This is a genomic window from Hydrogenophaga sp. GW456-12-10-14-TSB4, from assembly GCF_059424305.1.
In genome coordinates, this window is sequence record NZ_JBWKZH010000069.1 from 19,621 (window position 1) to 30,294 (window position 10,674).

The 10,674-nt window shown below is 60.0% G+C and carries 12 protein-coding genes and 1 pseudogene; 6 read left to right on the top strand and 7 right to left on the bottom strand.

All coding sequences use genetic code 11. From position 1 onward, the window contains the following. The first annotated feature begins 255 nt into the window (after positions 1–255). Positions 256–1,815: an IS66 family transposase gene (gene tnpC, locus AC07ZS_RS24820; protein ID WP_444690025.1), complete on the top strand. Its 1,560-nt coding sequence runs from the start codon at positions 256–258 to the stop codon at positions 1,813–1,815. Positions 1,816–1,946: 131 nt separating this feature from the next. Here the strand turns inward: tnpC and AC07ZS_RS24825 are convergent. Continuing rightward, positions 1,947–2,486: pseudogene (locus tag AC07ZS_RS24825) on the bottom strand (IS66 family transposase); the annotation flags it as partial. Positions 2,487–2,988: 502 nt separating this feature from the next. Here AC07ZS_RS24825 and AC07ZS_RS24830 point away from each other — a divergent pair. The 3 genes from AC07ZS_RS24830 (at position 2,989) to AC07ZS_RS24840 (ending at position 4,564) form a co-directional block, all read left to right on the top strand. Further along, a complete protein-coding gene (locus tag AC07ZS_RS24830; RefSeq protein WP_382160206.1) occupies positions 2,989–3,174 on the top strand; it encodes a hypothetical protein in 186 nt (61 codons plus the stop codon). Positions 3,175–3,338: 164 nt separating this feature from the next. Beyond that, positions 3,339–4,040, top strand: coding sequence for a YkgJ family cysteine cluster protein (locus AC07ZS_RS24835; protein ID WP_382160209.1), 702 nt, complete (start codon positions 3,339–3,341; stop codon positions 4,038–4,040). A 101-nt stretch (positions 4,041–4,141) separates the two neighbouring features. Next, on the top strand, positions 4,142–4,564 hold the full coding sequence (locus AC07ZS_RS24840; protein ID WP_444690024.1) for a hypothetical protein: 423 nt from the start codon (positions 4,142–4,144) through the stop codon (positions 4,562–4,564). A 51-nt stretch (positions 4,565–4,615) separates the two neighbouring features. Here AC07ZS_RS24840 and AC07ZS_RS24845 read toward each other — a convergent pair whose 3' ends face one another. Further along, entirely contained in the window at positions 4,616–4,801 is a 186-nt protein-coding gene (locus AC07ZS_RS24845; RefSeq protein ID WP_494801185.1) for a hypothetical protein, read from the bottom strand. Between the two features lie 108 nt (positions 4,802–4,909). Between AC07ZS_RS24845 and istA the strand changes: the two genes are divergently transcribed. Together istA and istB are read left to right on the top strand one after the other, a co-directional pair. Continuing rightward, positions 4,910–6,454: an IS21 family transposase gene (istA, locus tag AC07ZS_RS24850; protein WP_494801186.1), complete on the top strand. Its 1,545-nt coding sequence runs from the start codon at positions 4,910–4,912 to the stop codon at positions 6,452–6,454. Next, entirely contained in the window at positions 6,444–7,235 is a 792-nt protein-coding gene (gene istB / locus AC07ZS_RS24855; RefSeq protein WP_382161527.1) for an IS21-like element helper ATPase IstB, read from the top strand. Before istA ends, istB begins: the two co-directional genes overlap by 11 nt. A 57-nt stretch (positions 7,236–7,292) precedes the next feature. Here istB and AC07ZS_RS24860 read toward each other — a convergent pair whose 3' ends face one another. From AC07ZS_RS24860 to AC07ZS_RS24880, 5 genes are all read right to left on the bottom strand, one after another. Then, complete coding sequence (locus tag AC07ZS_RS24860; protein ID WP_494801187.1) at positions 7,293–8,102, bottom strand: hypothetical protein; 810 nt, start codon at positions 8,100–8,102, stop codon at positions 7,293–7,295. Positions 8,103–8,258: 156 nt separating this feature from the next. Next, positions 8,259–8,570, bottom strand: coding sequence for a hypothetical protein (locus AC07ZS_RS24865; protein WP_382160225.1), 312 nt, complete (start codon positions 8,568–8,570; stop codon positions 8,259–8,261). Positions 8,571–8,668: 98 nt separating this feature from the next. Next, a complete protein-coding gene (locus AC07ZS_RS24870; protein ID WP_382160228.1) occupies positions 8,669–8,839 on the bottom strand; it encodes a hypothetical protein in 171 nt (56 codons plus the stop codon). 164 nt (positions 8,840–9,003) lie between these two features. After that, the gene (locus tag AC07ZS_RS24875; protein WP_382160231.1) at positions 9,004–9,660 is read right to left on the bottom strand and encodes a hypothetical protein; all 657 of its coding nucleotides are present in this window, start codon (positions 9,658–9,660) and stop codon (positions 9,004–9,006) included. Between the two features lie 23 nt (positions 9,661–9,683). Continuing rightward, complete coding sequence (locus AC07ZS_RS24880) at positions 9,684–10,631, bottom strand: hypothetical protein (RefSeq protein ID WP_382160234.1); 948 nt, start codon at positions 10,629–10,631, stop codon at positions 9,684–9,686. Positions 10,632–10,674: the final 43 nt, after the last annotated feature.

Here is a 10,674-nt window from a genome sequence, read left to right on the forward strand (position 1 = left end):
TGGAGGTAGTGGAACCCGGCGTACAGGTTTTGGGTCGTTCTCGGATTTTGTCGACGATTCCCAAAAAACCGAGATGACCCCGAGAAGGACCGGTTCATCTGGCCCTCGGTCGACGCGGTTCCCACGCTGACAGCCGAGCAGTTGCATTGGCTGCTGGAGGGCATCGACATTGCAGTGGTGCAACGCCACCCCCATCTGCGCTACGCCAGCGTGGGTTGAAGGAACGATTGATAGGGCCTTCCAATCCAAGCTGACGTGTCGTCGCTTGCCACCATCACCGCTGAAGAACTCGCTGCGCTCATTGCTGAGCGCGATGCGCTGGCCGGTGCGCTTCGAATGGCCACCACCGAGCGAGACCTGGCACTGGAACGCCTGCGAGCGTTGCAGCGCCAGTTGTTCGCCGCCAAGAGCGAGGCCCGTGGCACCGACCAGAAGGACCTGTTCCTCAACGAGGCTGAGGCGCTCGCGCCGACCGCGCAAACACGGCCGGCCGAAATCGATGATGAAGACTCGACACTGGTCTCTGGCCACCAGCGCAAGAAGCGCGGACGCAAGCCGCTGGACCCCGCTCTGCCGCGTGACATCGTTCGCCACGAGCTGCCTGAGTCCGAGCGCGTCTGCGCGCACGACGGCCACGCGTTGGTGGAGATCGGCGCCGAGGTCAGCGAGCAGATGCACGTCATCCCCGAGCAGGTGCGCGTTCTGCAGCACCACCGCATCAAGTACGCATGTCCTTGCTGCGACCTGAGCCTGAAGGTCGCGCCGACACCGGCTCGCATCATCCCGCGAGGCCTCCTCACCGAAGAGGCGCAGGCCTGGGTCATCACGGGCAAGTACCAGTTCGGCATGCCGCTATATCGCACGGCCGCTCTGCTGCGCCGCTTCGGCGGCGACATCGTGAGCAACACCCTGGCCTCTGGCGTCGTGCGCATTGGCCTGGCAGTGCAGCCTGTCATCAACCTGCTGCGCGACCACCTGCTCGACTCGGACTTGATCTACGGGGACGAGACCACGGTCCAGGTTCTCAAGGAGCCCGGACGCAAGGCTCAAACCAAGAGCTACATGTGGGCGCAAATGAACGGCACCGGTCCACCGGTGCGGCTGTTCGCCTATGCACCGGGGCGCGGCGCCGTGCACGCGCAGAAGCTCTATGCCGGCATCCGGCGCGGCGCCACGCTCGTGACCGACGGGTATCAGGTCTACGACGGCATCGCCCAGGACCAGGGGTTGACGCATCTTGGATGCTGGGTTCACGCACGCCGACCACTCATCAAGGCCGAGGAGGCGATCCCGAAAGCCGCCCGGTCGCCGGGCCAGTTGGCCACACGAATCATCAAACTCATCGGCAAGCTGTATCGCGCGGAGGCGCTGGCCACGGGGTGGGCGCCGCAGCGCCGTATGCGGCTGCGCCAGCGCTACAGCGCCGCAGTGGTCAAGCAGATCGAACAGTTGCTGCTCGCACACCTACATGCCGTCGCGCCCTCAAGCCTGTTGGGCGAGGCGCTGCACTACCTGCACAACCAGTGGCCCAAGCTCATCCGCTTCCTGAACAACGGGACTTGGCCTCTGGACTCCAACCCGGTAGAAAACGCCATCCGGCCGTTTGTAGTTGGTCGCCGATCATGGCTGTTTGCTGACACCGTTGGCGGTGCGAACGCCAGCGCGAATCTCTACTCGCTCATCGAGACTGCGAAGGCCAACAACGTCGAGCCGTATCGCTACCTCCTCGCCCTGTTCAAGAAGCTGCCGCTGGCGCAGACGGCCGACGACTACGAGGCGCTACTGCCCTGGAACATCGCGCTCCCAAGCTCGTAGTCCAATCCTTGCACTTCATCCGCGTCGATGAGTAGGGCGCGGTTTATTGACCGCATACCGCTGGCGCAGCGTAAGCGCGCGGCCATCCCATCTTGACCGCTGGGCGCGGTCGTGTTTCTGGGTATGCGCTGTCAGGCCAGCTGCCAGCGGTGCGGCCGCAGCTCGCCGATCTGGCTTGCGCGCTGCATGGGCAGGCGTGCCATCACATCGCGCAGGTAGGCGTAGGGGTCATGCACGTTCATGCGCGCAGACTGGATCAGACTCATGACGGCCGCCGCCCGCTGGCCCGCGCGCAGGCTGCCTGCGAAGAGCCAGTTGTCGCTGCCAATCGTAATGGGGCGGATCTGGTTCTCGATTCAGTTGTTGTCCACGGGCAGTTGCCCGTCACCCGCGAACCGGGTCAACGCATCCCACCGCCGCAGGCTGTAGTCCAGCGCCTTGGCACTTGCCGAGCCCTCGGGCACTTTCTGGCGTTGCAGCACCACCCACTGGTACAAGGCATCAAGCAGTGGCTTCGTTTGTTGTTGCCGGATGGCTTGGCGCTGATCCCTCGCAAGCTCCTTGACCTCGCGCTCGATCTCGTAGTTCCGCGCGAACTGCTGCAGAGCGAATTCGGAGATCTGGCTCTGATTGGCGGCGTGCAGATCGAAGAACTTGCGCCGCGCGTGCGCTTTATGCGGAGCTCCGCATAAAGCGCATTATCTGGAGCGTCGTTTTATGTGGAGTTGCGACCTGCGATCACAGGAGCGACGCGGTGTGGTGCGGTCCGTGGCGCTACATAAGAACGGCACATCCAATCTGCGACGGCCAGCGTATTCCGCTGCATGGCCACCTCATCGGTCCAGCAGACATGCCTCGAATGCCCGCCACGGGTGCGAGCTATCTTGCGCGCGTGGCATGCCGATCGCAGCATCAGCGAGGCCAGCGCGGGCCAGTACCTGAGACGGATCAGGAGATTCCGCCGGTACTGCGTCCAACTCGGTCTACGTGAGGTTGACGAGCTTACCTACGAGGGGGCCAAGCGCTTCAAGGCTTGGTGCGCAAAGTCTCGCGGGAGCGAATCAGGCGATCTCGGGAACACAAGCTCATCGCTTCGCGCGCTGCGGCGCGTTTATGAGGTCATGGGCACAGCTTCCGCCGTGGAAGCCGAGCAAGCGCCGTGTACCTCCCGTCTTGACCGTCTTGCGCGACTATGCCACGCACCTCGATCAGCACCGGGGCAACCCAGAGGTCACCGTCCACAAGAAGCTCGACCACATCGGCAAGCTGCTCGAACACTTGGCTGTCTCGGGCAAGTCATGGCGCCAAATGCGCCTGCCGGACATCGACGCGTTCCTCATCCTGTGCGCTTGCAGTTAAGTATGCCGTGCGGTACCTTGCGGCCGAGGGAGACGAGTTCGCGATACTTGCAACCTGGGTAGAAAATTGCCACATAAAATCAGCCCACTCCCTACAACCGGCCCTTGCTCGTACCGACACTCTGTGCCACTGGGAAGTCAAACGAATCGTGAAAAGATCGGGGGATGAAGATGGACACCCTACCCTCTCCGATCGTTGATGGCGAAGGCACTCTTGAAGCCCGCATCGCTGATGCGCTGCGGTCTTTTGTGGAGGGTGTGGCTCTCAACGCAAGCGAGGACTTTCCAGACGAAGTCAACGATCGGCTTGCCGGCGTCGCTGCAACCGCCGAAGCCGCCATGGGAAAAGTCTCAGGACGAGCCAGAGATGACGTCACGAGACTCCTGAACGCATCCGTCCAGGCATCGACCAAGCCGAAGAAAGTGTTGTGGCTGCATAGAGCAGCTGATGTCTTTGCAGCGGCTATAGAACCGGTCGCAGCCTGCCGCGCCGGTTGCAGTCATTGCTGCCACATTCCGATCAAGATTTCCGCGACCGAAGCACGCGCGATTGGTAAAGCAATCGACCGCTCTCCCCTACCCTTGCAGGATCATAACGAGCTATCCACGATGGGTTACGACGCGCCATGCACGTTCCTCAAGGACAGCACCTGCAGCATCAGAAACCACCGGCCTGCAGTCTGTCGAACGCATTTCAACGTAGATGTCGATGATCTACTGTGCCAACTCGTCCCCGGTCAAGCGATCCCAGTTCCGTACGCAGACACACGGCAGTTCGCTATGGTCAGTGTCATGATCGAGCAAGACTCAAGAGCTTGGGCTGACATCCGTCAGTGGTTTCCTGCAGATGCAAACCGCTTGTCCTGACTAGGCGAAGCGGCAGAAAGCGGCAGAACTCCAAGTCGCGAGTGAGATAACCTACGTGCTTCACTCGTTCTGCATTCGCTACCCAACAGCCCTCATCTACAGTGACCCAGATTGATTCTTCAAATGTGAGCTCAGCAGAGCTTCGCGAACGTGCCGAAGCACTTTTCGCTCAAGCTCGTGAGCTGTCGACCAAAGAGTTTGAGTCGACAATGAACTTCCTCGCCGAGAAGCTACCCCGAATGGGAAAAACCAAGAAAGACGCTGTCGTTCATCTGCTCATGATGATGAGGGCGGCAGAAGCCGAAGAGACCCTGGCGGAGGTCTTCACCAAATCAGGTTCCCAGCTGCGGGTAGCCAAGAAATCCCCGTTGGACCTTGACAGCATTGGTGCTAGGCCGAGAGTTGGAGCAACCTACAAATTGCCTTCCGGCGAGATCTGGACTCGCAAGCAAAAGAAGGGGCCGACGAAGAGGTCCTTCGCCGAACATGCGCGTACGTCGACTTGGGTGTCGATGGAAGCTTGAGGCTGCACATACACGCTCACGTGGCCATGCCAGTCGGGTTGAGCCAAGTACCTAGAAACCGTAGGGATGCTGACGCCAAGCCTTCAGCACTCGATAGTCATGTTCGGAAAGAACGATCAGGCCTGATTCAGCGTCCGCAAGCACACGTTTCGCTGAGCCGTCGTGCACGCGATTGCCGTGCAGCATGTAGAAATACCAGCCAAAAGGCACTTTGACTCGTCGATCCAGCGTCTGCAACTGTTGTCTTCCACTGAAAACTGACCCAGTTAGAGCAGCAATTTCCATTTAAAGCTGACCCACGTAAGAACCCTATCCTGCTGCTTTTGGCAGCAGGAGATTTCAGGAGTGATAGACGTGGCGACACTGAGTGTCATAAGACGCTGGGCACTGCGCGAGCAGATGTCCATTCGCGAGATCTCCAGGCGTACAGGTCTGGCTCGCAACACCGTTAAGAAGTACCTGCGGGCGGGCGATGAAGAGCCCCGCTACGCCAGGCGTGCGAGCTCCAGCAAGCTCGATCCATACGCCGACAAACTTTCAACCTGGCTGTCGATCGAGGCCACAAAGTCGCGCAAACAGCGGCGCACTTTGCTGCAGCTCCACACAGACCTGGTGGCTTTGGGCTACGAAGGCTCCTACGGGCGGGTGGCGGCCTTCCATCGCAAGTGGCTGGCGGAACGGCAGGAAGCACAACGCACGGCCGGCCGCGGAACCTTTGTGCCGCTGGTCTTCGGACCGGGCGAAGCGTTCCAATTTGACTGGAGTGAAGACTGGGCTGTCATCAATGGGGAGCGCACCAAGCTCCAGGTAGCACACGTCAAGCTCAGCCACAGCCGGGCCTTCAGCGTCCGTGCCTACCTGCTGCAGACGCACGAGATGCTGTTCGACGCGCACAACCACGCGTTCGTGATGTTCGGAGGCGTCCCCAAGCGCGGCATCTACGACAACATGAAGACGGCTGTGGACAAAGTCCGAAGCGGCAAAGACCGCGACGTCAATGCCCGTTTTAATGCGATGGTGAGCCATTACCTCTTCGAGGCCGAGTTCTGCAACCCGGCATCCGGCTGGGAGAAGGGCCAGGTTGAGAAGAATGTCCGGGACGCACGACACCGTCTCTGGCAGCCTGTACCGGCCTTCCCTTCCTTGGCGGAGCTCAACGCGTGGCTGGAAACCCGCTGCAAGGCGTTGTGGAACGAGATTGCGCACGGACAGTTGCCGGGCACCGTGGCGGACGTGTGGGCCCAGGAGAAACCCTACCTGATGTCACCGCCGCCGGCGTTTGACGGCTTCGTGGAGCACACCAAACGTGTTTCCCCGACTTGCCTGGTCACGTTCGAGCGCACCCGCTACAGCGTCCCGGCATCCTTTGCCAACCGGCCGATCAGCCTGCGGGTGTACGCTGACCGACTGGTGGTGGTCGCGGAAGGAAAGGTTGTCTGCGAGCACACGCGGATCATCGACCGCCGTCACGACAGCACAGGCCAGACCATTTACGACTGGCGTCACTACCTCGCGGTGCTGCAGAGAAAGCCGGGAGCACTTCGGAACGGTGCACCCTTTGCAGAGCTACCGACGTCATTTAAAAGACTCCAGGCGATGCTGCTCAAGAAGCCAGGAGGTGACCGGGAGATGGTGGAGATCCTGGCCTTGGTTCTGCATCATGACGAGCAAGCGGTCCTGGCAGCCGTCGAAACTGCTCTAGAAGTCGGCGTGGCCACGAAAACCCACATATTGAACGTACTGCATCGCCTAGTGGATGGAAAGACAGCTGTTGCGGAGGTCAAGGCGCCCCAGGCATTGAAGCTCTCGACGGAACCTCAGGCCAACGTTCAGCGGTACGACTCGTTGCGCAAGGCCCGGTCCAACGAGGAGGTTCGCCATGGGACATGACCCCGCAACCACCTCCATCGTGGCCCTGCTCAAGAGCCTCAAGATGCATGGCATGGCCCATGCTGTTGCAGAGCTCGGGGACCAAGGAGCGCCGGCCTTTGAAGCGGCTCAACCCATTCTGGCAAAACTGCTCAAGGCGGAAACCGCAGAGCGGGAAGTGCGTTCGATGGCTTATCAGATGAAGCTCGCTCGTTTCCCTGCCTACCGAGATCTTGCCGGGTTTGACTTCGCGCAGAGCGAAGTGAACGAGGCCATGGTCCGGCAGCTCCACAGGGGTGACTTCCTTGACAAGGCCTACAACGCCGTCTTTGTTGGAGGACCTGGAACCGGAAAGACCCACCTGGCCACGGCCATCGGTGTTCAGGCCATTGAGAACCAGCATCGCCGAGTTCGCTTCCTCTCGACCATTGAACTGGTCAATGCGTTGGAGGTCGAGAAGTCGAATGGGAGCACCGGGCAGCTGGCAAATCGACTGATGCATGTCGATTTGGTCATCTTGGACGAGCTGGGCTACCTTCCCTTCAGCGAGTCGGGAGGAGCCCTGCTGTTCCACTTGCTGTCCAAGCTCTACGAAAGAACCAGCGTCGTCATCACCACGAACCTGAGCTTCGGGGAATGGTCCAGCGTCTTCGGTGATGCGAAGATGACGACCGCGCTCTTGGATCGGTTGACTCACCGATGCCATATCCTGGAGACCGGAAACGACAGCTACCGATTCAAAAATAGCTCTGCAAGCCCCAAGTCTGAAAAGGAGAAAACGAAGCACTTATCCACACCGTGAGCTTCTTTGCTCACACAACGGGTGGGTCAGTATTCGATGGAAATCTCGGGTCAGAGATCAGTGGAATTCAACAGCATACTGGCCAGTGAAGGCCCATTCATCCTCATCGTCGAGCATTCTCACAGCTAAACGTGAGGCCAAGTTCGCTGGATTCTGGGCGAAAGCGAACCATCGCGTCTTGCGCCGCTTGCCCTCCGCCCATTGGTTGGCCCACGCATCAAGAAGAGCATCAGGCTGGACCAACTGGCGACGAACGCTGCGACCGCTTCCTTCACTTTGCACCATGCCGCGCTTCTCCAGCTCACGCAGGAGGATGGAGACGGTGTTGGGGCTCGCACCGGAGACCTCTGCCAGCTCGACGCCGGTGCGCCAGCTATCCCACCCCAGCAGCAGGGCATGCAGCACTCTCGCTCGCTCAGGCGTGAAGATGGTGCCAACCTCACGCCAAAGGGGCCTGATCGGGGGCCTGTCGATGAGGATGTGGTGGTTGCGCAGCCGAAGACTGATGCTTCCACTGCTGTCGAAGTAGCCAATGCCCAAGTCCTCCAGGGACTTTCGTGCTCCTTCGCTCAGCGACTCGGCCCAGACCATCTTTTGATCAATGGTGCTGTCCTCTCTCGCCAGCCCTTCCAGTTGCACACGTGCCCACTCGATGTCGCGGGGGAACGCGTTCTTTTTGACCTCAACCACCACTTTGACTCTCACACCATCAACGGGGATGCTCAAGACCAGGTCTGCTGCGCCGGTACCGAAACTTGGCTCATGCTCGGCCTCGATGCCATCGATATTGAGTCGATCGCGCAGCACGGCCGTGAACTCGGCAAGGAGCTTCTCGGCAAGTCGTCGCTCAGGATGATGCATGTTCAACGTGGGTTTATACGCTGTACAGCGTATAATGGCATTTGAGAATATGATATCTCCAAATGCGTTTATACGCTGTACAGCGTATGATGCGAGCAACAGTCGCTTCGACGCAGACGTTCCTACTGCCCAGGGACTGTCTGGCCACCGGGAGGTTGCAATTCAGGGCTCGAATGTGATCTGAGTCGGAGGCCTGTTCTCGTCAAAGACGGCAAACAGGTCGACATCCGACAGGCGATATTGACCACCAGGTCCGCCAAACACGCAGTAGTCCCCAATTGGGCCGATGCAGACGGCGAACAAGGCACCCTCTTTACCCTGCCCGTGGTACTTGGAACTTGGCCGAATGCGGGCCATCAGCTTTTGCCCTTGATCGGTGAGGACAGCCCGCCTCGCCTCGATGGCCGCGAACTCTTTGCGCAGCTGATCACGATCAATGACTCGCAATGGCGAAGGAGTCAGTTCAGATTCCACGAGTCTTCCTTTTTTGAATGTCGCGACCGAAAAGCTAAATCCGAAGAGTTTTCGTGCGAGTGGCTGGACGTAAGGCGCCAGAGCAGCGTTGCGCTCCCTCAGCTGCCTTGCCGGATCAATTTTCGGCCCTGTTCTAACCAGGTGCGTGCCTCATCGACGTTCCCACAGTCGATGGCAGAAATGACGTGCACGAGCCCAAGCGTCAGATCCTTCTTGGAAAGATCGCCTGCTTTGAAGTCATCCAGCACATGACTCAGAAATGCGTCCATGTTGGCGTGGTCGCGGTTGGTAAGTCGGGAACTTTTCGGCATCGCAGTCGCTTTCACTTTAAGAGTGCGGAAATTGAGTGAAGTGGCTCAGAGCATGAGTTGGGCCACCATCGTCCAAAGGTAGCAGCCTGCCAAATCATGTCAAGGTGAGGCGGGATGCGCTCTCAGGCGTTTTCCCAAAGCGCCTGCAGCCCGGGTACATCCAAGGGCGTTTGGGATTCGGGCGGAACACCCCGGTGGATGTGAGCGTCCCGGCGCCCTTCGAACACCACGAAGTTTCTGCCAGTGCAGTCCGGAAGATTGGATATGTAGGTCACGCCCACCAGTGGCAAGATCGAATTGCCGTCGCCCGTCACGATCAGTTGATCATGGACCCACAAAGTGAGTTTTCGCCATTTTTCGATGCGAGGCACTGGGCGGCCAATCGCTATCGCGGCGGCCCTGGCGATATCCGGCGATTCGAGATCGACGAACACGATTGGCTGCTTGGTCGTGTGCACCGCCGTCATGGGTGGGGGTTTGAGGGCCCGGCCGGTAACTGGATCCATCAGCTCAGGCTCTATTGAGATGTCGTTGAGACCATCTGCATCCTTGGTCGGTCGCAGAATTCGCGCCTCGAACCCCGCCGTCACCAGGGAGTCCGCCAGGTACAGCAGGCCATAGGCAGAACTGTCAGGCAGTGGTGGGTCCACCCTGCCCTTGCGGTGAGGCTCCGGCGCCACGGACCAGTCCGCATCAACGTGGCGGTAGATGCGGTACAGCCTGGCGTCGGCTGGCAAGGCAAAGCCTGGGAGCGGCCCGAAACGGGTCGGGATCTCCATCCCCGTCGCCTGCGTGTGCCAGCTCACGCACTGGCCCTGAGCATGTCCTCCTCGGCCAGCGCGAGGAAAATGGCCTGACGCTCGCTCTGTTCCAGATCGAGCAGGCTCGGATCAGAAATCCGGTTGAGCAGAAACTCCACGCCCGTGCTGCCGCCCAAATCCTGGTGGCGCGTGCGCAGGAAGTGCCAGTAGAACGTCATGTCCTGCCCGTGGGAGCGGTACATGGCTATCGCGAGCTGGTGCAACTCCTGATTAAGCCGTGGGCTGAGCTGGAAACTGGGGAAGCCGCGTTTCCTCATCCTTTTGGGAGGCAGCACCGAGATGATGAGGCCCGCCTTCTCGCGGTTGTAGACCGTCTGGTCTGTGGCGCCCATGCGCTGCGCAAAGGTCTTCGCGTCGAGCAGCTCATTGGGATTGTCTGCAGGGGCAATGACATCTGGCGAGGTTTTGTCCTGCTGCACCAGTTCGCCCAGCAACGCATGAAGCCGCTTGAACGTGGCCAGGTGGACGAAACGCTGCTGGTTCTCAGCACGGGGCGTGTCGTCGTCAGCGAACGACAGATCCTCCACTTCCAGAGCCAGGGGGAGTTGAGAAAGTGGGTCGTGGCGCGAGCCGCCATAGAAGACATTCCCCTGGAACACAGCACCATACAGGTCACTTTGAAGCACCTTATCGTGCTGCTGCGCTAATAGGGTTACGGCTGCTTCGTAATGGTCTGAGACCTTGGGCAGCGATGCGCCGATGAGGTGTCGCCCGATCTTGTGCAGCACCCCGAGCTCGGCCAGGGTGTGACGGGAAACCATCACGAAGGTGTGAGCGTGCGTCTTTTTCAACGCGCTTTCGAACACGCCGCTGACCGCTTCTGCCGTCTCGCGCGCGATTTGCTGCCGGTGCGCCGCGATGCGGGCGGCCGCAGCGGCCCGATCTGCCTCATGGTTGGGCAGGGAGATGAGGAACTGCTGGTACTCCATGGAAGGGTCCTTTAGGGCTGGTGCAGGCGGGTGGGCTTGGGCG

Excerpts from the sequence above, each read along its gene's own strand:
- AC07ZS_RS24835 (WP_382160209.1), top strand. The coding sequence starts at position 3,339 with ATGAAGATGGACACCCTACCCTCTCCGATCGTTGATGGCGAAGGCACT.
- istB (WP_382161527.1), top strand. The coding sequence starts at position 6,444 with ATGGGACATGACCCCGCAACCACCTCCATCGTGGCCCTGCTCAAGAGC.
- AC07ZS_RS24870 (WP_382160228.1), bottom strand. The coding sequence starts at position 8,839 with ATGGACGCATTTCTGAGTCATGTGCTGGATGACTTCAAAGCAGGCGAT.
- AC07ZS_RS24875 (WP_382160231.1), bottom strand. The coding sequence starts at position 9,660 with ATGGAGATCCCGACCCGTTTCGGGCCGCTCCCAGGCTTTGCCTTGCCA.
- AC07ZS_RS24880 (WP_382160234.1), bottom strand. The coding sequence starts at position 10,631 with ATGGAGTACCAGCAGTTCCTCATCTCCCTGCCCAACCATGAGGCAGAT.